Annotated in this window: 17 protein-coding genes; 8 read left to right on the top strand and 9 right to left on the bottom strand. The window is 55.6% G+C overall.

The window, feature by feature from the left end; translation table 11 throughout:
- Positions 1 to 43 precede the first annotated feature (43 nt).
- From JFT81_RS01525 to JFT81_RS01510, 4 genes are all read left to right on the top strand, one after another.
- Positions 44 to 1,828, top strand: coding sequence for an ATP-binding protein (locus JFT81_RS01525; RefSeq protein ID WP_201225817.1), 1,785 nt, complete (start codon positions 44 to 46; stop codon positions 1,826 to 1,828).
- Positions 1,752 to 6,074 carry an ATP-binding protein gene (locus tag JFT81_RS01520; RefSeq protein WP_201225806.1) on the top strand — a complete coding sequence of 1,441 codons (4,323 nt, stop codon included), beginning with the start codon at positions 1,752 to 1,754 and terminating at the stop codon, positions 6,072 to 6,074. The genes JFT81_RS01525 and JFT81_RS01520 overlap by 77 nt, the downstream gene beginning before the upstream one ends.
- A 487-nt stretch (positions 6,075 to 6,561) precedes the next feature.
- The gene (locus tag JFT81_RS01515; protein ID WP_201225804.1) at positions 6,562 to 7,422 is read left to right on the top strand and encodes a hypothetical protein; all 861 of its coding nucleotides are present in this window, start codon (positions 6,562 to 6,564) and stop codon (positions 7,420 to 7,422) included.
- Positions 7,423 to 8,710: 1,288 nt separating this feature from the next.
- Positions 8,711 to 9,991 carry a hypothetical protein gene (locus tag JFT81_RS01510; protein ID WP_201225802.1) on the top strand — a complete coding sequence of 427 codons (1,281 nt, stop codon included), beginning with the start codon at positions 8,711 to 8,713 and terminating at the stop codon, positions 9,989 to 9,991.
- A gap of 216 nt (positions 9,992 to 10,207) precedes the next feature.
- Here JFT81_RS01510 and JFT81_RS01505 read toward each other — a convergent pair whose 3' ends face one another.
- On the bottom strand, positions 10,208 to 11,176 hold the full coding sequence (locus JFT81_RS01505; protein ID WP_201225800.1) for a hypothetical protein: 969 nt from the start codon (positions 11,174 to 11,176) through the stop codon (positions 10,208 to 10,210).
- Positions 11,167 to 11,796 (bottom strand): hypothetical protein, encoded by a 630-nt coding sequence (locus JFT81_RS01500; RefSeq protein ID WP_201225798.1) that lies wholly within the window; start codon positions 11,794 to 11,796, stop codon positions 11,167 to 11,169. The genes JFT81_RS01505 and JFT81_RS01500 overlap by 10 nt, the downstream gene beginning before the upstream one ends.
- Positions 11,797 to 12,100: 304 nt before the next feature.
- On the opposite strand from JFT81_RS01500, the gene JFT81_RS01495 reads away from it, so the two are divergent.
- Complete coding sequence (locus tag JFT81_RS01495) at positions 12,101 to 12,520, top strand: hypothetical protein (RefSeq protein WP_201225796.1); 420 nt, start codon at positions 12,101 to 12,103, stop codon at positions 12,518 to 12,520.
- 1,117 nt (positions 12,521 to 13,637) lie between these two features.
- Here the strand turns inward: JFT81_RS01495 and JFT81_RS01490 are convergent.
- From JFT81_RS01490 to JFT81_RS01470, 5 genes are all read right to left on the bottom strand, one after another.
- A complete protein-coding gene (locus JFT81_RS01490) occupies positions 13,638 to 15,242 on the bottom strand; it encodes a DUF2357 domain-containing protein (RefSeq protein WP_201225794.1) in 1,605 nt (534 codons plus the stop codon).
- A gap of 3 nt (positions 15,243 to 15,245) precedes the next feature.
- Positions 15,246 to 17,444 carry a hypothetical protein gene (locus tag JFT81_RS01485; RefSeq protein ID WP_201225792.1) on the bottom strand — a complete coding sequence of 733 codons (2,199 nt, stop codon included), beginning with the start codon at positions 17,442 to 17,444 and terminating at the stop codon, positions 15,246 to 15,248.
- Positions 17,445 to 18,072: 628 nt separating this feature from the next.
- Complete coding sequence (locus tag JFT81_RS01480) at positions 18,073 to 19,524, bottom strand: MFS transporter (protein WP_201225790.1); 1,452 nt, start codon at positions 19,522 to 19,524, stop codon at positions 18,073 to 18,075.
- Positions 19,525 to 19,579: 55 nt separating this feature from the next.
- A complete protein-coding gene (gene aroE, locus JFT81_RS01475) occupies positions 19,580 to 20,395 on the bottom strand; it encodes a shikimate dehydrogenase (protein WP_201225788.1) in 816 nt (271 codons plus the stop codon).
- Between the two features lie 20 nt (positions 20,396 to 20,415).
- Positions 20,416 to 21,180, bottom strand: a complete 765-nt coding sequence (locus tag JFT81_RS01470; protein WP_201225786.1) for an SDR family oxidoreductase — start codon at positions 21,178 to 21,180, stop codon at positions 20,416 to 20,418.
- Positions 21,181 to 21,315: 135 nt separating this feature from the next.
- Here JFT81_RS01470 and JFT81_RS01465 point away from each other — a divergent pair, with 135 nt between their 5' ends.
- The gene (locus JFT81_RS01465; RefSeq protein WP_201225784.1) at positions 21,316 to 22,239 is read left to right on the top strand and encodes a LysR substrate-binding domain-containing protein; all 924 of its coding nucleotides are present in this window, start codon (positions 21,316 to 21,318) and stop codon (positions 22,237 to 22,239) included.
- 48 nt (positions 22,240 to 22,287) lie between these two features.
- On the opposite strand, the gene JFT81_RS01460 is transcribed toward JFT81_RS01465, so the two are convergent.
- Together JFT81_RS01460 and JFT81_RS01455 are read right to left on the bottom strand one after the other, a co-directional pair.
- The gene (locus JFT81_RS01460; RefSeq protein WP_201225782.1) at positions 22,288 to 22,914 is read right to left on the bottom strand and encodes a glutathione S-transferase family protein; all 627 of its coding nucleotides are present in this window, start codon (positions 22,912 to 22,914) and stop codon (positions 22,288 to 22,290) included.
- 123 nt (positions 22,915 to 23,037) lie between these two features.
- On the bottom strand, positions 23,038 to 23,649 hold the full coding sequence (locus tag JFT81_RS01455) for a dTMP kinase (RefSeq protein ID WP_201225780.1): 612 nt from the start codon (positions 23,647 to 23,649) through the stop codon (positions 23,038 to 23,040).
- Between the two features lie 221 nt (positions 23,650 to 23,870).
- Between JFT81_RS01455 and JFT81_RS01450 the strand changes: the two genes are divergently transcribed.
- Entirely contained in the window at positions 23,871 to 25,004 is a 1,134-nt protein-coding gene (locus JFT81_RS01450) for an aminotransferase class V-fold PLP-dependent enzyme (protein WP_201225778.1), read from the top strand.
- Positions 25,005 to 25,123: 119 nt separating this feature from the next.
- The gene (locus tag JFT81_RS01445) at positions 25,124 to 26,026 is read left to right on the top strand and encodes a bestrophin family ion channel (protein WP_201225776.1); all 903 of its coding nucleotides are present in this window, start codon (positions 25,124 to 25,126) and stop codon (positions 26,024 to 26,026) included.
- The last annotated feature ends 10 nt before the right edge of the window (positions 26,027 to 26,036 follow it).

Below are 26,036 nucleotides of genomic sequence, written 5' to 3'. Positions count from 1 at the left end.
GTCCTCTCGAGTGATGTTTATGCCAAAGACCAGGGATTCAGGTGTGACCAAAGATAAGGGAGTGAAGGGCAAGACATTAGCTCCGGCCGAGGGCGAGAGGCGGGCAATACGCGGTTACTTGGGCCAATACGATAGAGCCGGCGCTGCCATCTACTCAGAGCTGGAACGCGGCCAATTGTTGTGGATCGGTGTAGCTGATAGAAATGCCGGGATCGCCGATGATCTGGTGCTCGGCTTTGATGGGTTGGTTGTAGGTCACCAATTCAAAACATCCCGATTTCCCGCATCCTTTACTGTGGAAACCCTGTTAACAGGCGCAAACGGGCTGCTGAAGCCCCTCGTCGAGGCATGGCAAACCTTACGTAGCAACCAACCCGCAGCACGTATTGAGATACGGCTGGTCGTCAATGATTACCCGTCCACCAGTGATAGCCCAGGTAACAGCCCCCCAGCACACAGCGCGGCGTTTCTCGACGATTTCGAGCGGGAGTCTCATCGTTCTTTGCAAGAGTGGCGGGATAGTAGTTGGCGCGGTTTGATCGACCGCCTTTACCGCGCCTCCGGCTTGCGGGAGGACCAGTTCGAGCAGTTTTTGTGGGCGCTGCGGATAGTCCACAGCTCCGCGGCCGATTTTGTTTTAGCCCACAAGCTGGGTGTGGAACAAGCACGTTTGGCGGCCGAAATCGCCGCGCTGCTGCCCAAACTCGTAGCGGACAGATGCAACAAAGACCGCTGGACACGCGCCGAGCTTTTGGAGCAACTCGGATGGAACGATCCTTCGAGAGTGCGGCACCTTCATCAATTTCCCATCGGAGCTCATGTCCAACGTAATCGGGATACCGAACTCACGCTGCTCACTGCACTGCGCACTGCGGGACAAGGATATGTTGCGCTCATCGGGCCGCCAGGCTCAGGCAAGTCCACCTTGCTTCAAACAGCACTAGCCACGGAACCCAAGGTCCGGCTGGTCCGGTATCTCGCATATGTTCCTGGTTCTGCTCAAGGCGTTGGGCGAGGGGAGGCGGAAGATTTTCTTGAAGATATCAGCATACAGCTGCGCCAGACCGGTCTACGGGGTCTACGCCTGAAAGACAACTCCTTGCATGAACGCCGCGAACAATTCGGAACGGTGCTAAAGCAGGCGGGCGAACGCTATCGTGCCGACGGCGTGCGCACACTGATCGTTCTAGATGGACTTGACCATATACCGCGTGAGGAGAGACCTCTTCACTCGCTTCTGGCAGAGCTTCCCCTACCCAGCGCCGTTCCCCAAGGGGTCGTCTTTGTGCTCGGTACTCAACGCCTAGATCTGGCCTTCATGAAACCCGCGGTACAGGAACAGGCTGAACAGCCCGCGCGGCTTGTGACCATGCGTCCGCTAGAACGGGCCGCTGTCGCCAAAATAGCAGATGCGCTGAACCTGGATCCGGCCATTCCACGCCTCCGTTTATACGAACTGAGTCACGGCCATCCACTGGCTACCCGCTACTTGATTCAGGCGTTGATGGGGGCCGATGAGTCGTTGCGAACTCGCTTGTTGGAGGGGGGGCTTGAGTACGGCGAGAATATAGATACCGTTTATGCTTCCGCCTGGCGTGAGATCAACAGCGATCCTGAAGCCATGCATGCACTAGCATTCATAGCCCGAGCGGAGGCCCCGATGCCCCTAGCGCTGCTCGCGACTATCGTTGAAGAGCGGGCAATTGAGCGGGCGCTCGTCACGGCCCGCCATCTCTTACGTGAGAAACCAGATGGCTGGAGCATTTTCCATAACAGCTTCCGCCTGTTTGTCCTATCTAAGCCGCGCATCCGTTTTAGGTGCCATTGACCCAACCTACTCGTCGAGTATCTATCGAGAACTGGCTCAGTTAGCAATCACGGCCCCGGCGATATCCTCGCAACAGTGGTTAGAGCTCCGCTACCGGGCACGCGCGGGAGATCATCAGCGGGTATTGGAACTGGCTACGCCGAAACTTTTCCGGAATCAACTTGGGCAGGGACGTGCCATTTCGGACATCGAATCTGACATTCGGCTTGCCCTATTAGCAGCCCGTACAACGTCTGACGGCACCGTAATAACTCGTTTATTACTGTGCCGAGACGAGGTATCCAGAAGAACGAACGCCCTAGAGTATGCAGAGCAATTGCCATTGGCGATGTTGGCCGCGGGAGAGCTCAACACCGCGCATGCCTACGTGCGTGATTTTCCGGCCAAGGGCTATGAAGTAGTCGATGCCTTGCTCGAGAGGGGCGACTACGACCGAGCCAAAGAGCTCTTTGAGCACCTCGAACCTTTATCACAGCTTCACACGTCGCGTTTTCAAAACCATGGACAGCCGCACAATGTTCAAGAATTTAAAAAATGGGCACGCAGGGTCTTCCATTTTCGCGACTTTGAGCAAATTCGCCTGGCAATCGACCACTTGGAAACCGAGAGTCAACTACAGTCCTATGTAACGTCAATGGAGGAATCGACCGATTCATTAAGCGTCCAACTCAAGCTGGAAGTTGCGCAGGGCATCTTGAGTCATCAACCGGGTGTTGACCTCTCCCATATCTGTGATCAGTTGGACATCGCGCCCACTGACGTTGCGAGTCTGACGGTGCAGGCCGGACTTGCGCTGAGTTCCCGAGGCGATAATGCCCAGGCGCTCGTGCTGTTCCGTTCAGCCGTTCAAATGTCGGAGTTTGCGGAACTGCCAAACAGTTGCCGGCGTGCGATTGCCCTCCGCGCTGCCATTTCTGGTGATCAGGATCTGGCGATCCAACTCTTCGACCGCCTCGTTCCACCGGCAATAGCTATGGGGGACGATGAACTCCATAACACCAGCCCCTCCTGGTTGGTGCAAGCGGTTCTCGAGCACGCACATTTAGCCACCGTCCTTGGCAAACCACTGCCTGTGGTCGCGCGTTCCAGGCATGCGATCCTGCGCCCCCTGCAGGATCATGCGACTAAGGTGGGGATGCTGTTGGGGCGTGTGAGCCTCGCTGATACGCCCGTCGAGGAAGGTAGCGTACACAGACTATGCCGTAATGTGATGAAGTACATACTGCGTCTTAGCCCCAGCGGCGGCAGCGATTTCTACCTTACTCATCTCGCCATCACCGCGTCGCCTTTGCTCGTTCGTAGCCTGATTCAAATTGGTTCCCGGTGCCAAGAGGGGGAATACCGAGCCATGCTACGGGAAATCGATGATCTGATAGCCAGCTCTACGGTTCAGCGCTCATCGCTGTTAAGGCGTGAGGTCGCGCTGGCGACCTACCGCATCGACGGCGATCGTGAGAGTGCGGCGCGTCGGTTAGAGCCAATGGTGGCTGAACTTGTCGCAGACACGCCCAGTGAGCAACTGGATGGGCTCGCCGACCTTGTAGTAGCGTTTGCCGCGATCGGGGACTTAGGACGAGCTCGGCAACTGTTGGCGACGGTACCTGAGCATTGCCTGGGATATGCGGCCGCCGCGAAAAAGGATCCTCAGTACGCTGTTTGGCACAATGTCCTTGTGAACGCTAACGCAGCGGATCCCGGACAACGGGCACCACGCACTGCGCAGTTGATGCGGCAGGTTGAAGGCATGAAAGAGACCGAAGGTGCATCCGCTGCCTATCGTCTCGCGAGGGTTTTGATTGAAGAGGCGATGCGCTCCAGCGCACGCTATGGGTATGAGGTTGCCCAGTCTCTAGGGGAGTGGGAACTCATTGGTTGGTCGAGTCGGATTGACGTGCTCACGACCGAAATGCTCCGCCGACGCCCAGACTTATTACATGCATGCGTGGCGGCATGGTGCGGGTTGTGTTTACCCTATTACGCAGAACCGCACTATCGATCTCCGAAACATATCGGTGCATTCATTGATGTCGCCGCCGCTGTGGCAGGAGGGCAGTCGATCAACGATGTCGTCTTGACCTTGCAGCGTGCCATTGAGCTGGACAGCCGAGCGCAGGAGCGGCTGCCGTTGCTGATACGTCTTCGAAATGCCGCTGCTCGGCATGGCTATCAGAGTCAGCAACTGGATGCTGCCATTCGACGATGGGAAGCTGAGGCGCCACCCACTCGGGACTACAGCACTCCGCAGAAATACGATGACGCCTCTAGCCTCGAAGAGTTACAGCAAGCATTTGTAGCGGACGCGACGAAACTTGATTTCCATGCGCCATACCGCTTCTTGGCTTTAGCCGAAACGGCCCCGCTTGAGCAGGTCGTACAGATGTACGAGCAATGGGAGACGCTACAAACAAGTGAGCGCTGCAGATTCATGGTTGTGGAGCGGCTTGCTCAAGCGGGAGACAAAGGTCGTGCCCGTAGATTAGTGGAAGAATATGCCGCGTGCGCCACGCAACGCAGCTCTTGGAGCCAGTGGATGGGCGGGGAGCAGTACTACTACTTTAAAGCCCGCCTTGCACTGGAAGGACCTGCGGTGCACCCCGTTGCTTTTGCAAGCTTCGTGGATTCACTGGTGACAGGTGAAGATGCAAGCATGTTATTGCTTGCGGAAATTGAGTCTATCTTGCCCATCATCTGTGCAGAGACTGATTGGCCAGCGATCTGGAGCTTACTCGCCGAGCAGATGGAGTCCACCCGCGAATACCGAATCGGCCGGCCCTTTGAGCCTTCCCAAGCACCATTTGACGATACCGAGCTACTGGCAGAATTACTCTACCAGGCGTTCCGCTTGCCCGTAACAGATGTCAGGCGCCACGCGCAGCTCTGCGCGCTGCAATTGGGCAAGCGACATGGCCTTGGCAGAGAGGTCTTTCTCCTGACGATTGCTCGACTCTTGGCCGGTGAACTTGATGAGCCGTGGCAAGGAATGCAAATGCTGTTACTGGCAGATGCCCCCCGACACGCTACCCGCCTGGGAGCAGTGGTCGGTTCTCTGGTAAATCATCGTGATCTTTCGGTAGCTGTAGCTGCCCGGCACCTTGCGCTACGCTGGGAGCTTCCAGTTTCGGCGACTTCGGAACCTTTGCCTTTGGTGTATCAGTTATCACTGGATGACGGATTCGGCGAGGGCAGGGCACTGGTCGATGAGGACAGTGGCGCAATGCGCGTTGAAAGTGCGTTGGGATGGACCAGCATGCTTAAGTCTGTCATCGAGGAGTTGGTCCAAGCGACAGGAATTGACGGGGTTAATCTCAGACAACGGGCCGCCATGCTGATACGCGAGTGGGGAGGGCTTGATGCCTTTGGTCTACCTGCCATTAAAAGGTTAGAGGCTCACTTGCGTACGCTCGACATGCAGATTACCTACCTCAAGCCACATGCATGGGTAGGAATTATCGCCATTCGCCACGTGGCCGGGGAGCTGTACCGTGCACGCCTGCTTGCGGAACGTTACCTTCCATCAATACTGGAGCAGTTGAACACACCTTTGCCGCCGCAGCCGCTAGCGACGCCCCAATGTCGTCCGGAGGGTATTCTTCGCCCGCTTACACCGGAGAATGTTGGATGGCATGAAAGGGATCAGTGCTGGTTGGACCAAGTCGAAAACGATGTTTTTTCTTGGGGAGGGAGCATCGATGAGCTCGTTTTGGCGGAAGTTTCCCAGTTCGTCGTTGTAGAGCCCAGACAGTACGAGTATCGGCAACAGCGTATTCGTGCTCCATGGGTAGATACCGAGACTGACACGTTCTGGGACACGTATCGTATGCTGCCAGCTATTTGCTGGTTGGGCCAGGATGTCGCTTTCGATGACGAGCTGTCGCCGACCTTGGTCCGGCGCTACGTTAGCTCCTTCGACCGATCTGCACCCGCTTATCGAATTACACTTTGTCCGAATTGGTTGCGCCGACTGCAGTGGAGCAACTTGAATGACCCTAGCGTCTATCACGACGCCAGTTCAACTTTGGTAGCTGAGGTTCAATGGTGGCGTGATGCAGGTCCCGTCGACATTGGTAGTGATTCTGTGTGGGGAGAAGGCTGCACTGTTTACTTAACACCTGCGGGCTTGGCACAGCTGGAAGCAGTAGCGGGTGAAATCAAGATCGGGGCATTTGCCCAGCGAGAAGTGAGAAAAATCGGTAAGGAAGCGGAAAAAAGTGTGAAGGTGGCACGAGCGATCTACCCGCTTCACTAGCTTTCAGATCTGTTTAAACAATAAGGTAAAGCGTCTGCCGTAGGGGTACCGTAACGGTCCTAGGTCGTACCTTGGTTTGTAGACAGTGTTGGCAGCGAATCGCCCTGTAGCTTCAGCAGAGCGTGGTCGCTAGTTAATACCGAAGAACCGTGATAGTTACAGATAGGTTGAAGTAGCACGCAGGCATTCCAGCGAGGGGCGTCCACCGCGCACCCAAAAATCCGCCCGCCACCAATTCAAAGGCGCGGACGCCGGTGCTGACACTAACGAGTCGGTGTGTATCCGTGGTGCGGGTAAGCAAACAACTTATTTACGATTGATCCTGGATGGCACTGAGCTTCTTATGTTGCCTCCGTGCCGTGTTGTGCAGTAAAGAAGTGAGGAGTGTCACTGCCAAGTACAACCAACTGGCTCAAACTATAACTCAACTAAACATCTATTTAGTTGAGTTGGAGCTAATCTAATAACTTTCATGCTTGGAAAACGAATGCGCGACGAGAAAACTGAAGCTCAAAAGGCCATTGATGAAAAGCAACGATGGATAACCAGAATAGGAGTAGCCGGCTTCCTGCTTCTTTTTGTTCTGGGATCAGCTTTCGCAAGAACTGATGTTGAGTTTTTAAAAGCTTTGGCGCCTTATACGGTACTCTTAGGCATCGTTACCTTTGTGATGTATTCATTTCTTTTTGTCGCCAACTCAAAGATTGCGAAAGTTTTAGGGGGCGAACTTGCGTCACGAGCGGCACTTACAGCACTTATCGCTATTGCGTTGTTTGCCAGTTCGGTGGACGCCGCATCCGCTCTTAACCGCGTATTCGGCCTAAGCGAGTTGGCATTTCCAAATACATTTAGGCTGCTCACCTTGTTGAACATTTTCATATTGGCAAAACCATTCTTCATCGCATTCACTACATGGGGTGCAGCTGCCTTTACCTATTACATATTAGTCGGCGCTCCAGGTGCACAACGAGAGCTTCAGGCATTTCTGTTTGCTGTATCGGGACTGATTATCGGAGGGGCATCGCTCTTGGTAATTAGCTATAAATTCGATACCGATTTGTATGATAAAAAAACTTACTTACTGGCTCGCGTTTTAGATTTTAATGAGCATGTCAATTGTCCCGGAAGCCAAACGAAAGGCGATGGTGTCTTTCTGGGTGCCGCTCAGAACCGCGTAATGTTCGACCCCCGAGCCATACCGAAGATAGCTTGGTACGAAATCGTTGTCGCCGGTAACAGAGCATTAAATGAGGTCATGCTGCCAGGCGATCTTCCAATCCAGGAATGCTCAACGAGTCAGAGCGAGCAGTACCGTTTGCCGGAAAGTGCGCTTAAATTTGGCGACTGATTCATATTTAAATAGTTTTAGAGCCATTCTGGGTATACGCATCGTTAAGAGTTCTAGATAGCGTCGCCCAAGCGCTGGCCATTTCCCGTGTGCCAGCCCTTGAAATCTGTGCACTAATACCATGCCGAAAGCCGCAGATTTCACACAGCGCGGTGATTGGTGACGTTGCCGGATGCGTTGTTCATGCGGAACGATCACAAGCGACGAATGCAGCAAGGACAGCGTTAGAGCTTCTAGAATGCAAATGGCTAACGGGCAAGTGATCCGAAAGAAAACCACCAAAGAGACAAAAGGCTTGGTTCACACGCAGACGTGATGAGGTCTTCCAGTCCCAAGTAATCTAGGCCTGATTCGCATAATTAAAAAATATTTTTCTAAGCAATGCTGAGGCGCAGAGCTCGCTAAAAATCTGATTTTTCTACCGTTTCATATTTAGCTGTTTATTCGCATATTTAAAAAATCTCGACAAAATCCACTAGGCAAACGGGCTAATCCAGAAACATATTGTTACGTGTAATGTATATTATGTTAAATCATGTGTTATGTCAGAAGCCATCCAGGTGTCACCAGCCCCCGAAAACCAGACTTTGCCTGAATTGACCATACACCCCTCGAATCAACCCGTTACATTCCATCTCTCCAGTACCTCCTCAGCTTCACCAGCCCCGCCATCCCTGATTGCCCGGTTTGAAAACCATAATCCAGCAGCTAGAGATCCCATCCGAAATTCTATCGTCTAGTTCAGCCAACGCTCTCGATCTACGGTTGAAACTGAAGCTTCACTGAACTGAGCCGACGATTGCCTCAGTTTAGTCTTCTCCTCTCATACCGGAGCTTTGCTCGACGATCGGCGACATCGCGTAAGCCAGCGCTCAAGTCAGCCCCAAGCCTATTCACCATTGATCCCCGCGCCTCAAGCGCCCTAAATCTGATTCCGCATCCGTCAACATGCTTCGGCGTCTACAATTTACATCCATGCGCTGGCACTCCACGGCCGAGTTCTGGCGTCTATGCAGCTTGGGCCAGGCTGCCAGATTAGAACGCCTGCAGGCAGCCACAGCCGGTGATCCGACCACGCTGCGTGCCTAGTGGCCTCAGTGTGTTTTACGGCCACCGCCACGATTAGGGTTGTCCTTCAACAGTCGCTCAACCGGCGGCTGAGGAGCTTTGCGCCATGATGAAGTCAGCGCGGACATCGATTAAGAACCCAGCGCGCAAACCACGGCCTAAGCCGGCGCCGACCCCGCCGTGCGAATCGCCAGCGCCAGCCAACCCCACGGGTTCCTTCGTGCCGTATCCGTTGTTCCCGCCGATTGTGCTCTTAACCGACCACCAAGGCCTGGAGCGCCCAATCAATAATGACGTCCGCGCACGGCTCGGTACCCTTGATCCCGCACTGGAAGCATTCCAAACTTGGCGCCTCGGCATCGACTTCCTGGCCAAGCAGTGCCAACGGCCGGAGTTCACCCCGAGGCACTACAAGATCGTGTGCCCAGTGCTCGAGACGATGATGCATTGGAGCTGGTCTATTCGGCGCAAGCCGATCCAAGAATGGCAAGAAACGGATGCTAGGGAGTTCATGCACTTCGTCATGCGCCTACCGATGTCGTGGATCTCGAAGACTGGCGGGTCACGTTACCTGCTGAAGACCAAGACGGAATTCGCTGTTAAGCCGATTAATGAGAATTGGCGTCCGATAGTCAGAAAGCAGCTGGCGGACAATTCCGCGTCGACTTTCGCAGTCGGAACTGATCAGCACCGCAATATCTTCCTGCATGGTGGGAGGGATTTTTTCGACTACCTATGCGCCCTGCGGACTACAACCCCAGTTAATCCGTTCGGTGCCCTAAAGCCTAGAGATTTCGAGGTTCGCCAAGGGATAGCCCGGACGAATTTCACACCGGTACAACTGGCTGATCTGATATCAATAGCCACGTCATTGGCCCAGAACGATAATCAGTGGCAGCCATGGCTCCTCGTCGCGGTCGTGGCCATCTACTCTGACGCTCCACTGCGTGCGTTGGGGTCAACATCGGCCCTTAAATTGAGGTTTTCAAGCTTCAAAGCCGACGAGGCCAGCTCTCCAGAGGCAGGCTCAAGTCAGACTTCCCCAGCATGGTTCGAAAGCCCTCACTACCCTCGCCTGCGCTATCCGCTGGCTTCTGAGTTCGCTGCCTATTTCCGCCGTTATGCCAAGTTCAGGCACAGCCAGAATTCGGATCTTTCCCCGCAAAGCCTGCTGCTGCCTTTGATGGATGGTAGTGCTGGTTACGCGAGCCATACCATGATCGATCTATTCAGCAGGTTCACGACCACCATTTTGACGCGACTGCAGCAAAGTCCGTTGGCTGAGAAGGCCCACTGGCGCGACTGCGGTCATCTTAAGGCTGGAGCCTCGATCACATTCCTTGAGTTGAGGGCGTCGGCCAAAAAGGCCGGGTGGGCCTCCAAGGCTGTGAGTATCGCTATGCCACATCATGATGAAGATGTTTGGCCGGACATTGGAATCCGAAAGCATATGCCGGCGTCCCAGTGGCTGCGCAAGCATGCAGGTGGGCCGTCGCTCTGACTGCGACCATGCGCCACCGGTGGCATCACACGCAGTACACCAGGCTGGGCACGGCTGTCGTGAACCAAGCCCCGACTGAGTCGGGGTCTTGGCCCTGCGGGCTTCCATCCTCGTGCCTACGGCCAAAGGCCTACGCGCTGCGCTTGCAACTGCCCTCCCCGGCATTAATGGCAGCTTCGGGCATCGCGTTTCGTTGGCGGCGACCGGACTAATAGCTCACGCGGCTATCAGCAAAATTTCCCGCGCCTCGGTCGCATGCTGAAGCAGCCCAGGATGTTTCACTTCAAGCTCAATGAGATCAGCTTGGTAGGTCAGAGACGGCGTCATCTTGGTTCCGTCCTGCAGGAAACGAGTCAGACCAGCGAATTGCTCATGAGTGATCGTTGACGCAACACTGCGATCGTTGGACAAAGCCTTTACCCGAGAAGCGTTGAGGTTGGCGATGTCGGTAGCAAGCTCCGTCAGGCTTTGTCGGGCGTACTTGTGAGAACCAGCCTTCAACTGAACGTGGGACATCATCAAACCAAGGTTTACTAATCGGTTTTGCAGCAGTGAAACCTGGTCAAAGAATGCAACGTTGCTGGTAGCCATCCGCGAATGCCGTTCCAGGAGAAGCCTGGTGAACTCATACTGCTCATTGAAAGATCCAATCAATATCCTGAGCTGCTGAGCATCGCCTTCTTCGCAGAACTGTATTGCGGTGCGTAGTAGGCCTCGAAAGCGAGCTTCATCAGCGAGTAGGTACCGTTCGTGAGCCTCGCTCACCAGCTGCCAGGTCTCTGCGATCGTTTTTGATTGTTTCTCCATTTCCCGGCTAATTTTGTCGAGTTTTTTGCACACAATGACAAAGCCCACGGTAGTCACCGCGAGGTTGAGCCCACTCATTACGAGATTGGCCGACTGTAGTCCCTGGAGCACATTCATGCTCTGCTGCACTTGATCCATGCCAGTTTGAAGCGACCCCAGGCCACTGGATAGAGTGGATTGCAGGTTCTTTAGGCTCTCTTGGACATGCCCTGAGTCGCCCGGAAAAAGGAGGTGCCCGACGATCTGGCCAGCCTTCTCGGTTCCCTTTGAGTGTCGGACTACGCCACCCCAAAGCGTGTAATCTCCGCTATGCAGTTTGGCCAGGACATCTGGGATATCAGGCAAGGAGCGTACAAGCGCGTCGATGTTTACAAACATGCGTTCAGTTTCTCCGTGTAGGCCTCGAAGTCCTGGTCGTAACGTGCGCGCCGTAGCTTAGCGATCTGCAGCACGGCAGGAATGGTGATCCGGAACGCAGGCGACGAAGCCTGGTAAATCGCGAGTCCTGCGGCTCCGATAGCAAGTGGAGCTGCAACCATTGAGAGCACCCGGCCTCCTAATGCGCTGGCGAAGCCCGCCCCGCCACCAGTGGCAGCCATACCGCCCAGGCTACCGGCAGACAACATCAGCGTTTTCACCATTTCATTGATATAGCCAGCGAGATTGCCCCCGCTCAGATAGTCCTTGAGCGCTTCGTCTCCCATGTATTTGTCCATGGCCTGGCGGATGATGATTTCCTCAATGGCGAAGATGTCATCTTGCGCGGAGGGTTTTCCGTCCAGCTTTTTGGCGACATCCGTCGCGACCTCGAGGTAGTCGATGCTCTCCGATTTGATTGCGGAAACAATGGTGTTGCTTCCGAACGCACAAATTTCCTTTTCAAGCAGGCTCGAAATAGATTGCAAGCGGCCCTGCACCTTCCGGGTCATGATGGTTGCCTTCACGTCGCTGTCGAGGGCAATCCTGCCCTTGCCATTGTCGGTGATCAGGTCGGCCAAGACTTCCAGATCCGCTGATGCGGCACGCGATAAGAGATCGGATATCGACCGGTCTCTCGGAACAACTGACTCCATGTATCCCCCTGTAAGCATTCCTAAAGTGGCCGATCATCAAAGCAATGATTGCCTATGGCCAGTACTGGCGTGCTGATTTTAGCCACAAGACACACGCGTGTCTTCCCGCTGGAGAGTCAGGCTGGAGCTCACTGATTGAGGAATGAAGAGCAGACGCCATGCAACGCGTTGCAGCGACGCTTGCTCCATGGGCATCATGAAATCAAACAACAACAATAAAGGTAGACCTATGACCTCCCCGACCGCTGAAATTTTCGTCTTCATCCCACAGCCGCCTCAAACCTCGGATTCTCCACAACTCGGTGACAAGCTGGACAGTCAAGGGGAATCCATCTTCCAGGCCATTGGCATTTCTTATTCGATCCTGGACAGGATGATTGCCCACAACGCCAGCTGTGCGAATGCGGCTGCGGATTTCTTCATGACGACGCTCATGAGAGACGGTTGGTCATGGGACACGTCGTACCAGTTGGTCATCGAGACAGATTGGCAGCACCGGATGTACCGGGCCTGGAGTGTCCTGAATGCCGAGAACCGTGCGAACGCAGTAGAGCTCGATTACGATGTTTACCAGAACTACTGGCCAAACCTGGACTTTTGCGGTGAGGGGTTTGAAGCTGAGATGGAGCGTTGGATCTCCAAATCTTGATGTGACCAGTACGAGCACCCTTCTCTTCTGAGCGCTCTGGCCCGGGTCAAACGAAACAACGGCCTGGGACACGAGTTCTAAAACTGACGGCGCCGTCCCTACGCGCGCCCCTGCGTCAACCCCCTCGCTGGGCCTGGCCAACGGGTCTAACGCCAATCAGCGCCAGCCGCATGCTGCGCACCAGGTCAGTCATGTGTCCCCACAGTCGGAGCCGGAGACTCTGCTTCCCTACTCTGTTCAATTCCAGGCGTTCGATCCTGGTGATCATTCTTGCTATCCCTGCCCGAGCCCTCTGCCGGCGTCCCTTCCTTCGCATCCGCTGCTCTCCGAGTTGATCAAGCCTGAGTCGTACCGTGAGGTGATCCAGGATGGTCAACGTACACCACCCGATGCGAAGCGCCTAGTCACCAAATCGAGCGAAAATGCGAAGCGAAACGCCAAAATCCAGAATCAATGTATGTGCATACAGTTAAAGGCTCTGCCCCGTAAATACGGCACCCTTCCTTCAGCTGAGGCTCTACTCAGTGAGCGCACGAAGCCTTAAACCCCCTGAAGCCCAATGATTCCGGACGCTCCAGGCATTTATAACGATTTTGTGCTGATACGAGCGCCCTCCTCTAAAGCGTCCTGGGATGCCGCTCTGTACGTTGGCAAAACAAATACTGTATATACATACAGACAACCCATCATGCATTTCAAATCCTGAAGAACTACCCGGGAGCAGATTACTGATGCAGCCATCGTTCAACTCTCCGAAATCAAATGGGTTCAGCGACAGCAATTCCTTGGCAGGGCGACTGAGGCGCAACCGTATTCAGCCTGGTCTGTCACTGGACGAGAATGAGATATCCCGGCGGCTGGAAGCGCCGAGATCCTCAAGAGCCCCGTGCATGAAGAGCACTAATCCCTGTCATTGGCGCAGATCTGATCTGCTGCCGTTACACTGAACATCCTGCCCGATTTTGATGGCAGAGAAGACGATGGACAGAGCAGATCGGTATCCGGTGCACCCGCTACCGCATCAAGCCGTTGCCCAGTGTCGTCCGCGCGAAGACGTATTTTGAGCTCTCACAGGAGCCGGTAGGAATTTGCACTCAGGCTGGGCGCGCGCGATCGCTTACGTCATCGCTCCAGTAACAATCGAACACACCGGAGCGGCCGCGATTGGTACCGCAGTCAGAATACGTTTGATCTCGCCCCCCAGCGCCTCCCCTTCTGATTCAGCTCCGATTTGCCAAGCTCCAACCCCATAGTCCGCATGATAGGTCGGGCTGGCAAGCAGCGTTACGTTGTCTGCCCGAGGGATCAGCAGCAACGAAACGTCAGGCTTGATGCCCTTCCACCGGAGACTATCGTGATATATGTGCGCTGACTCCATTGCATCCAGGACGCTGGCGCGGGCGCTGCGATACTTCGCGTCGAAAACCACGAAGCGCTTCGCCGAAGGCGAGTCCAACGTCACGACGATGTCCGGATATCGCTCTCGCGATAAGCTTTGGAAACCGCGATGCGCAGGTTGATCAATCGCAGGGCATCGGACTTGGTAACACACCTCAACGGTCACATCAGCCGCTTTCCCCCGCCATACGATTTCTTTTAACCCCAATGATCGATATTCACGACTCCATACGAGTTCAGGAAACTGACGTTGCAGCTGTGAGACAACCGTCACAAAGCACCACCGCTCATAGATCTCCCATGTTGGGCTGATCCACAGAGTCTCATCAGTATCCTTCCCCAACCACCCTGAACGCAACGCGTACCAACCAAACCGATAAGCTCGTGCATATGCAGGGTGAGCAGAGATCGCATTCAATCCCGCAGCCGATAGACGTCTGGCAGTCACGATGCAGAAAGGTCTCGCGCGTTGAAGCCGTTCAAGCTTGCGAGCAAGCGACTCGGTGAACGCAATTCGACGTACGAGCCTTGGCGTTAACGCTGATCGGGTTTCGCTGACCACCTCAGTTGCAGCGGCATGTTGAAGTCCCCTCACCACCTGCCGGCAACGTCTAAGAACATCGAAGAGAACAAGTCCAACGGCCTGATTCGCTGGGTTGTCCTCTTCCTCGTAAGATCTGCTGACCTCAAAGCGTACAGTGTTCAAGGCCGGACGCTGAGTACTAGCAGGATGCAACAGTGCCTGCCCCGTCGGCCCTCTGAGTGCCTTATGCACGGATGCGGAGTCCAACCGCTTGACCGTGTGCGCACTCACCGAGGTGCGGTCGCTCATCAAGGTTGTTAACGGCCGCTGAGATATCTGTTTGAGTGCGCGGTGAAGCCGATCCCCATAGCGTCTCAGCCTCGCATACTGCAGATGCGGGTTGGTTAGTGCTCCATCATGGCCAACTCCAAACTGAGCCTCTTCTGTGCCCAGAACGAGAGCCGGGTCGAAATCCAGAATAGCGTCAACCATGGCAGCGAATGCCTGGCCGCCGAGCTTATTATCAGTTGCTGAAACGTCCAGCCGGTAAATGGCGGCAGTCCGCCCCTTGTCATCCAGAAGCTCTGCCGCGACCTCTCCTGCATAAAAGCCTGGCGACCATAACCACGCACACGCGCCGTTTTGGTCGACCGTCTCGATCAAGATGTCATCGATGTAGAAGGAAAACCCTTCAAGCGCGTTAAAACGATAAGCCTTCTTCTCCATGAAACCCGGGTTCAACTGACTTGGGTGCACGTCAAATCGAGCATCGCCCTGCTCTACCTGCAAGATGATCGACATGGTCTACCGCCAAAATCTGGTCGAGCCGGAGTGAGCCAGGTCGTCGGCCATTTCTTTAACCTTACGCATCGACATACCCAACCCCGCATCTTTGAGCGTGGCATGTAGCAAAGTGAACACCTGCTGAAGTCGCGGACTATCTTCGCCACGCAACTTGGGGAGTATCTTCGAATAAATGGCATGGTCGAGAGCACGTGAGAATTCGATGACACCACCCGCCTGTGTTTGCTGCAGATAGCCAATCACGTCGTTGAGCGTGCGCCACCCGAAATGCAGTCGAGCTGGACGAAGCACATCCATGAGTGAGGACATGAGATTTCTGACGATTGAAATCTGTTCATCCTCAAGCGAGCTCTTCTGCCAGCCAGGAAATGCTTTGACCTCAATGTCCCAAAACTCGATCACAGACGCTCGATCAAGCACCTTGTCGCTCAACCCATGAGTGGTCTCATCCATGTTCACGGTGCCGATGATCACTAGGTTGCTCGGATACGGAATGCCTGGAGGAACACCATCGATCTCGTCGACTTGACCGTGAAAGACGATCGTTTCGCCGGTTTCCATCGCTGAAAGCAGAGGCGCCAGATATTGTTCCGGATGAGAGAGGTTCATTTCATCAAGAACCAGTGTGTAGGGCTTCGTCGGGTTGGCGCTTGCCTGCAGGAGAAAATCCAGGACGCCAGTACGCACATACGCGTCTGACTCCAGAGGATTAACGTAACCCAGCAGACTCGTGTAGTCATGCCAGCCTGGCTGGACAGGCACGATCAGCAGCCCTTCACTTGGCTGGTGATCGTCCTGCCACAGACTCAGCGCATAGTTACGGGCTAGTTGCGTCTTTCCCGCCCCGCTCAAGCCTGTCAGCACCGCGAAATGACGCCTCGGGTGCCCCCACAATCCAGCATCAAGCTGTCCGATCAGCTCTTCTGGAAAGCGAAACTCTTGATCAAATCGGGCAATCACGGCGCCCAGCTTTGGCCTCTCAATTTCGATATCGAGCTGGACTGGGGCTACTTGAGCCAAGGACGGGCTGAGACCTGGAATGCTCGCAAGCCCCTTAGGCTCCCAGTGAATGCGATTAACCCACTGCTTACCCCTTTCGGTAAGGCTGAGCACTTTCTCGGAGATCGTGACCAGATCAAGGTACCTGAACCAACCAATAATCGCTGATGGGGCGAAATCAGTCGTCCATCCTGGGTTTGCCTTTCTGAGTGTGAGGATGGCGTCACGGTTAGATAAGGGTGTGTCACGCAATGCCGCTAGCAAATAGTCAAACCCCAAGATGCGGGTGATCATCCAGTCAATGATCTCATCTGGATCACCCGACTCCAGGAATGCCTCGCCGCGAGGCGTTAATTGCAGGTTATTTGCGTTGGCACGTAACACGCCCCACTCGGCGATCAGAGCGTTCAGCTGAGTATTGCAAGTCGACGTTTTTGATTGAGGGCTGATCGATTGCAAGTGTTGGATGAAGTCTTCACGTGTACATCCATCTGTTGCAAAGTCGATCATGCTTTGAATGGTGGCTGTGCCTCCGCCAATCGCCAGCAGACCGCGCCTCCTTCTCTCAGGAGGCAAGGGCTTGAGTACTTCGTCACCTGTCTCCAGGTCGGATATTTCGGTGGCTTCGCCTTCTGGGTTCTGAACATAGTTGACAAACAGTAGCCAAGGCAGCGTCAAACGTGAGACGCCCTCCCTGGAATAGACGTCAGCCACCTCCCCCAGCACGTCATCTAACCGGTTCAATACGAGGCGGTGCAGATGACGCCTCTGACCGCTCAGTGGAAGCCCCAAGGCATGAGCCAGCTCGCGCAGTTTTCGATGATGCGCTATCGACGTGAAAGCGCCAGGACAAAGCAATGCGAAAACACGGTACATCTTGAGTCGAGGGTTTCTTTTGGTCAGCCCAGCAACCGCGGATGCAATTTGAGCCCAGGCGTCAGCGATGAGCATCTCATTCTCAGAAGGATCGTTTGTCTGCGCGTACTTTTGCTTCAAATGCCAGAGGCTCTCTGCGATTGCCGGATTATCGGCGACCGCAGAAATGTTGATGCGCCCCATGCCTGTTGCCGAAACAGCCTCGGTGTCCCAGAGCGCCAGCTGGAAGTCCTTGCTTAGGAACTCCTCATGAGACACATCCCTGACACGCACCAACCATTTCTGGAATTCGGCGATCCAGCTTTGATTACCCGCCAAGGACATTACCTGCTCTTGGAGGCTAATACACCCAGTCCTCAGCTGTTCGTCATCCTTAAGATCCAGCAAGTCCATTCTCCACCAACGATATTTATAGATGGCGAAATAATGTCATCACTGGGAGATGGAAGCCAGCTCCGGGAAAAGCGTGGCAGTGACCCGCTCTACCCCATCTCGTCCAGCTGAAAACTTCACGCGAATTACGTACATATTGGTTCAAAAATCGCTTAAATCAATCAGCGGAAAATCACGAATCTGGTGAAAATAATTGGTGGAAAATCACGATTTATTTTGTTTCTTCAGCGGAAAAACCATAAATGATTCCACTCATTTATCGAAGGGCTCGGTTTGGCCTAGGAAACACGGGGCTTTGGGGCTTTCCACTTAAATCGCGATTGGTGCACATGCCCTTTGATATCTGCGAACGTTAGCGTTGAAATTTGACCGGAACCCTTTTCTCAGCAACCTTTTGATTTCAATTGAGATAGGTTTATTTTTGCTGCCAAGTTCGAAGCTGGACCAGCGGCTGATTCATCACCTTTAGCGCTTGGCCGAACCAGCCAATATCTGGCTCCTTCCAGCTGTTATCTCCTTGCGTGCGTGTTGCTTGAACGTGCTCAGCTTCGAAACGCCTTCACGGTGCTTCGTGACTATAGCCCTGTATGCTGCTTCCAGGCTCGACCGGTACCGCCGCTCCGGCACGGTCTATTTCCCAAGCATCACGCGGTTCATCCAGGTCGCGATTAAGTGTTTCTGGAGTCTTGAATGTGCTGTAAAGCGTGATCAGTGTGAGTAGCGTCAAGTAGCAGGCAATCGGCAGCCAGGCGCCGATACCGGCGTTGGTGTCGCCGTCATGGCTCGCCACCACCAGAGCAATGATTCCGGCCCCAATCATTGGCGCAATGCCACCGGCGATCACTGCCGACGCTTCCCGAGCGATGGATACACCCATGTAACGATGGCGTGAGCCGAACAACTCAGGCAACAACGCCGCCTGGGTACCGAACATCCCCCAGGTGCCGATGCCCAGTGCGATCGAGATGGCAATAATGCTCGCCACGACATTGCCGAGGCTGAGTATCCACCACACCGGGAACGCCAACGCCAATTGCACCAGCGCGAACGCCCGATACACCACGACTCGACCAAAACGATCGCTGAGCTTGCCCGCAATCGGTACGGTCAGTGCGCCGAGGCTGGCCGCGCAGATCAGGGTCAGCACACCCACCGGCCCTTGCAGACCCACCACGCCAACGATGTAGCTCACCGCCAGTGCCTGGTAAATTGATGAACCACCGTTTTCCCCGAGGCGCAGCCCGATGCCGATCAGCAAGGTGGGTTTGGAGTGTTTCATTGCGCTTTTCAGCGGATTTTCGCAGACGCGCTTGAGCGCCTTGAGGCGGATGAAGGTCGGTGATTCCTTGAGCGACAGGCGCATGTACAAGCCCAATGCAACGATCACCACACTGCTGAAAAACGGCACACGCCACAGCCCGCTTTCGATCACGTTGTCATTGCCGCTGACCACCAGGAAATACACCAGCGCTGCGAGGATGGTGCCCAATTGGATGCCGAGAAATGGCAGCGCCGCATAGAAACCACGCCGGCCCTCGGGGGCATATTCGGTCATCATCACGGCGGCACCGGCCTGTTCGGCACCCGCGCCCAAACCTTGGAGCAGACGCAGGATCACCAGCAGCACCGGTGCCAGGTAGCCGACTTGATGAAAGGTTGGCAATGCACCAATCAGCGTGCTGGAAATACCCATCAACAGCACCGTCGACGCCAACACGAACTTGCGCCCGACGCGATCACCGATCATGCCGAACAGTACCCCGCCCAGCGGCCGTATCGCGAAACCCAAAAAGTAGGTACCGAAACTGGCAATCAGGCTCATGGCGCGAGTCTGCTCAGGAAAGAACAGCGGCCCGAAAATCAGCGCCGACGCCAGGGTGTAAAGCGCAAAGTCGTAGTATTCAAGTGCGCTGCCCAGAGAGCAGGCCCAAGCCGCGCGGTGAAGATCTTTCTTATGCACTTGTACTGCTTCGGGCGAGGCAATGTTGGCTACTGAATGATCGTCAGTCATGGAGTCTCTCCAGGTGCCTTTACGGCATCTTGTTATTGAAAGGTCGTTGGATTACTTACAGTTTCAACCGCTGTATTTCCTTGAGCATGGCCTGCTCCATGATGTCGATGGGCGCTTCTTTGCCGGTGTACAACTCGATTTGCCGACAGGCCTGGTGCACCAACATGCGGGTGCCGGGCACGGTGCGGCACCCCAGCGTTTTGGCCTGCAACAGCAACGCGGTCTGCACCGGCATGAACGCCACATCCATGACGATCAGGTGACGGGCCAGTCGGCCGTCCAGCGGGTTGCTGTCTGGTTGTTTGAAGCCAACGGAGGTGGCATTGATGACGATATCGAAAGTCTCGGCCGTGAACGCCTCGACGCTGCCGCCCCAGCGGGCACCCAGATCCTCGGCCAGGATGGCACCACGTTCGGCACTGCGATTGAATACCGTGACCTCGGCCGCCGCCTGTAGACAACCGTAAACCACCGCACGAGCAGCGCCGCCGGCACCGATCACAGCAATGCGTTTGCCTTGTAGTTCGGTAACCTCCTCCAAGGCACGTGTCGCGCCCAGGTAGTCGGTGTTATAGCCGGTCAATACGCCGTCAATATTGTTGATGGTGTTGACCGCACCAATCACTTGGGCCGAGTCGTCGATCTTGTCCAGGCAAGGCATTACTGCAGTTTTGTAGGGCATGGAAACGTTCATGCCGCGCACGCCCAAAGCGCGAATGGCCGCCACAGCGGCAACCGGATCTTCGACGCCAAAACAGACAAAGGTGTAGTCAAGGCCCAAGGCTGCGTAAGCGGCATTGTGGATCTTTGCCGAGAGTGAAAACGGCGAGCCCATGATTGAGCCACAGAGGGTTGGCAGGGATTGAGGCATCGTGGAGTCCTTTGCGAAAGTTAGACGACGCTGGTCAAGCCACCATCGACGAAAAGGGTCTGACCGTTAACGAAGTCGGACGCTGATGAGGCGAGGAAAACGGCCGCGCCGCACAGTTCCTCTACCCTGCCCCAGCGCCCTGCGGGAGTGCGCTGTACCAGCCATTCGGAGAACGCCGGATCGTCGACCAATGCCTGGTTCAGTTCGGTCTGGAAATAGCCGGGGGCCAGGGCGTTGATCTGAAGACCATGGCCTGCCCAATCAGCACACATGCCACGCGTGAGCATGCGCACGGCGCCCTTGCTGGCGGCGTAAGGTGCGATGGAGCGTCGGGCCAATTCGCTTTGCACCGAGCCAATGTTGATGATCTTGCCGCGCCGGCGCGCGATCATGTGACGGGCCACAGCCCTGGACACATTGAATACACCGTCAAGGTTGGTGCCCATCAGCCTGTGCCAATCTTCTGCACTGACATCCTCGAGTGGCTGACGATGCTGCAACCCGGCGTTGTTGATCAGAATGTCTATGGGGCCCAAGTGGTTTTCCAGTGCATCAACCGCCGATGCGACGGCTTGATGGTCGGTCACGTCGAACACCGAGTACTCCGCCTCCAGGCCTTCATCGCGCAAGAGCGCGCAGGCGCCTTGAGCGCGTTTGTCATCGCGTCCGTTAATCACCACTTGAGCACCCGCTTGTGCCAACCCTCGAGCCAGGGCCAGGCCAATACCGCGCACCGAGCCGGTGATCAGCGCCCTGCGCCCGTTCAGACGAAAACTGTCGATCATGCGCATCTCCCTACCCTTCGCAAGCTGGCAATGGCCCCACTTTCGACCGCTATCGCGCTGGCGTGCCAATCGTTTATGGTGATGTCGTGATCACTGATCGTGATCACCAAACCTGCGTCTTATCGGGAGTGAATAGTGGAACTCAAGCATCTGCGGGCTTTTTCGACCTTGGCCGAAGAGCTGCATTTTGGCCGTGCGGCGGCGCGCCTGCACATTGTCCAGCCGGCCTTGAGTGCGCAGATACGTGCGCTGGAAGAAGATGTCGGCGCGCAGTTATTCGAGCGTGATCGGCACCGAGTCGAGTTGACCGAGGAGGGAATGCTGTTTCTGCCCGAGGCCCTGGCGACCCTGCGTCAGGCCGGGCGCGCTCGCGAGGTGTTGCAGCAAGCGGCGGCCGGAGAGGTAGGGATATTGCGCTTGGCATTTGTGTCTTCAACGTTGTCGCACTTGTTGCCATTGCTCGTGCGTACGCTGGAAGAGCGCTACCCGCGTATCGAACTGGAACTCAAGGACATGCCCTCGTTACCGCAGGCACGGGCCTTGATGGACAATGCCCTGGATTTTGGCCTGGTACGTCTTCCACTGAATGTGCCTGGCGTGCACACGCGCATGCTGTTCGAAGAATCACTGGTGGTTGCGCTGCCGCAAGACCATCCGCTGTGCACCTTGCGTCGTATAAAGCCTCAGGATTTGCTTGGGTGTCCGGTACTGGTGCTGGCGCGCAAGTTCGCTCCCGGCTTGTATGACCAGATGCTGGCAGGTTTTCACCGACGCAAAGTGACCCTGACAATCGCCCGGGAAATGGGCGAATTCACGACCCAACTGGCGTTGGTGGCCGCGGGCTTAGGCATCGGCATCTTGCCCAGCGGCGCTGCGTCGGCACTGCCCGTCGGTGTCGTGACTCGACCACTCACGTTGCCCATGAGCGGCGCTGGCATCGGCGTGGCCTGGCTCGGCCTGGAAACCCCGCGCAAACGTGCGCTAATGATGGTGCTGGACGAACTTTATCCAGCGTCGAATCCTGAGGCCAACTCGACAGCAAAAAGCGATCCCGAATAACTCTGGCGTCGCTAATGCAGATTCAGCCATCACGCCGAAGTTGATTGCTCAGCCGACCTCTTGTTCCAGTTTCAGCGCGCGCTTCCAGCTGTCCAGCGCGGTGAGGCGCTGCAGGTAGGCCGCCAGATGCGGATACTGCGCCCCTGCCCCCAACTGCTCGACAACGGTGATAGCGACGAAAGCCAGCATGAAATCTGCCCCGGACAATTTCTCACCGACGATAAAGGACTTGTCCGCGAGTACGTTGTCGAGAAAGCCCAAGACCTTGTCGAACTCGGTCTGGGTGTAACCGTTGAGAAATTTCAGCTCAGTACCGGCACTCGCCTCGATCTGGGTGAATATCTTCAGCAGCACCGGCACCATGGCCGAGCTTTCCGCAAAGTGAATCCATTGCAGGTATTGAAGGTAATCCGGCGAAGTGAACGCCGGCTCCAACTGCGGTGCGAACCGGCGGATCAGGTACTCGACGATAGCGCCCGATTCAACCAGCACATGCCCCTCGAACTCAATCACTGGCGACTTCCCGAGTGGGTGGATGTCTTTGAGCGAGGGTGGCGCAAGATGCGTGGCAGGGTCGCGCTGATAACGAATCAGTGTGTAGGGCTGACCGATCTCTTCCAGCAGCCAGAGTATGCGCAGGGAGCGAGAAGCGTTGAGGTGATGAAGTGTGATCATTTCGGGTCTCTGTAGTCAGTGGATGTTTCGGCCAAGTCGACCTGCGCAGGACAAAGGCAGGTTCAACGGCAACTTGAGTTGAGCAACGAAGCGTTATAGCGCCCTCGCCCCTGATGTCGATAATCACCGAAGTACTTTATAGATCTCGGAAACCACCTGCATCGTCGCCTCTTCGATGGTTCCTTCATTACGGCACAACATCCAGCCGTGATCCGCAACCGCCTGTTCGAACATCTCGGTACACGCAACATGCTCGGCGTGTTTCTGGATCACGGTGCCGCCCAGTCCTCGCGATCGTGCCGTCGCCCTCGCCCATGAAATATCCGGTGCAGTGATAACGCCGACATGCAGATCCGGTACTCGCACGTCGCGCTCCATGTTCAATTGCAGAATCTCTGCAAACGGCACGGTGTGGCGAAATGCGGCATCCGACGGATACCAACGATCAATCAGGATGATGCTGTTCGGCGGTTGTTTAGGCAGCACGTGTTGGGAGATCCAGCTTCGGCTATCGGCAAAACGCTGACACACAGCCCATTCGAGTTCCGGGGAAGGATTTCTGGCGAGCTGGTTAACGAGGGCCATGGTTTCAGCCCTGAAGGGATCGCTTTTTCTCTCGCAGAGCCGGATGACTTTCTGGTTGTCCGCTCTCAGGGCTGCCGTCACGGCTTCCAGCAGTGTGGTTTTGCCGGTGCCTTTGGGCCCATCCAGAGAAATAAACAGCGAGGGATTCATTCTTCACACAACGATCAGGACTTTGGCGAGCACTCTAACCGCATTTGCGCAATTGCATCAGCACCTCCCTGCCCTTTGCCTACACTTGCGTCCCAATGATGTTCACCCGACCTTTTGAATGCCGCTTGACTGAAGTCGCCATTCAATCCGGCCAACTTGTCATTTGCCATGGCTTGAGGCAGGGTCGAACCCACTGACATCTCTGCCAAAGGAATTACGCCATGTCGAAGCTCTATCCCAGTATCGATCCCGAGGGGTTGGTCGAGTACTCCGTGGTATACACCGACCGCTCGCTGAACCACATGTCGCAGTCCTTTCAAGCGGTGATGAAGAATATCTCCAAGACGCTGAAGCAGGTCTACAACGCCGAGGCGGTTGCGGTGGTTCCGGGCAGCGGCACATTTGGCATGGAAGCGGTGGCGCGACAGTTTGCCGGCGGTCAGCAATGCCTGGTGATACGCAACGGCTGGTTCAGTTATCGCTGGAGCCAGATCCTGGAGATGGGCAACATCCCGGCGGCCACCACGGTGTTGAAAGCCCGGCCGGTGGAAAGCGCTCACCAGGCTGCGTACGCCCCACCGCCGCTGGACGAAGTGCTGGCAGCCATTGCTGCGCAAAAGCCAAAGATTGTCTTCGCGCCCCACGTTGAAACTTCATCCGGGATCATCCTGCCCGACGACTACCTGCGGGCCGTCGGCGACGCCGTGCATGCGGTGGGTGGTCTGTTCGTGCTGGACTGCATCGCCTCGGGCACGCTTTGGGTTGATATGCACAAATGCGCCGTCGACCTGCTGATCAGCGCGCCACAGAAAGGCTGGAGCGCCTCCCCTTGCTGCGCATTGGTGATGTTCAGTGATTTGGCACTGGAACGTATCGAGCAAACGCAAAGCAGCAGCTTCGCCTGTGACCTGAAAAAGTGGCTGCAGATCATGCAAGCCTACGAACAGGGCGGACACGCCTACCATGCGACCATGCCCAGCGATTCCCTCGCTCGATTCAACGAGGTGATGAAAGAGACGCAAGCCTACGGTTTCGACAAAGTTCGCGATGAACAACAGGCTCTCGGCGATCGGGTGCGCGCCCTGTTGACTGGCAAAGGTATTAAAAGCGTAGCCGCCGCCGGCTTTCAGGCCCCGGGCGTCGTGGTCAGCTACACCGACGATGCCGATATCAAAAACGGCAAGAAATTTGCCAATCACGGTCTGCAGATCGCCGCCGGCGTGCCGTTGCAATGCGACGAGCCGGCCGACTTCCAGACCTTCCGTATCGGGCTGTTCGGGCTGGAAAAACTGCACAATATCGAACGCACGGTCAGTACGCTTGAGAAGGCGCTGGATGAGGTGATGGTTGAGTGATTTCACGCAGATCGCTCAGCGTCCCGGACACATTGTGTAAAGCGATCAGCGAACCTTTCCCACGGAAACACCGTCCGAGCTAAGGCATCAATGCTTCCCGCTCGCCACGAGGTTTCCGTTTGAAAGCTGCCATCGTCAAAAAATACCGTTTGATCATCAAGACCATGGGCTACGTGGGCTGGGCCTTGTTCTGGCTGTTGCTCTGGGACATTGCGGTCACTGTGGACTTCATGCTGTTTCTCAACGCCAAGCTGAATTTGCCGCTGATGCCCCTGACTTTATTGGGTTCGGCATTGATCGTGCTGATCAGTTTTCGAAACAGCAGCGCGTACAACCGTTGGTGGGAAGCGCGGACGCTGTGGGGTTCGATGATCAACAACTCGCGCAGCTTCGCCCGGCAAGTGCTGACGCTGCTTGATGATCCCGGCAGTGAGGTGAACCCGGTCAAGTCGACCCTGCTGCGACGCCACGTTGCGTATGTCAATTGCCTGGCGGCGCATCTGCAAGGCCAGCCTTGCCCTGATGAGATCCGTGCATTCATTCCTGCTGACGAATTCGCCCGCAGTGGCACCACCAATAACTTTGCCAACGACATCCTGACCGGTTCCGCTGCGCTGCTCGCGCGCGAATACAAGGCCGGGCGTCTGGACAGCATCCGCCTGGCACGGCTGGAGTCGACCCTGGTGGATCTGTCCAACAGCCAGGGCGGTATGGAGCGGATCGCCAATACGCCGCTGCCCTACCCTTATGTGTATTTCCCGCGACTGTTTATTTCGCTGTTCTGCCTGATCGTACCGGTGGGGCTGGTGGAGTCGCTGGGCTGGTTCACCCCGCTGGCCTCCACCGTGGTCGGTTTCATGTTGCTGGCCATCGAACGCATCGGCACCGATCTGCAAAGCCCGTTTCGCCACAGCGAGCATCAGATTCAGATGGAGGCGCTGTGCGAAACCATTGAGAAAAACCTGCAGTCGATGCAGCGTGATTCATTGGGGGACGTGCGCAGGATTGAAGATATTGCCTAAGCAGCCGTCA

Origin of the sequence: Pseudomonas sp. TH43, assembly GCF_016650635.1 — a bacterium.
Lineage (GTDB): Bacteria > Pseudomonadota > Gammaproteobacteria > Pseudomonadales > Pseudomonadaceae > Aquipseudomonas.
The sequence above is the reverse complement of the archived record's forward strand: the minus strand, read 5'-3'. Positions and strand labels throughout refer to the sequence as shown.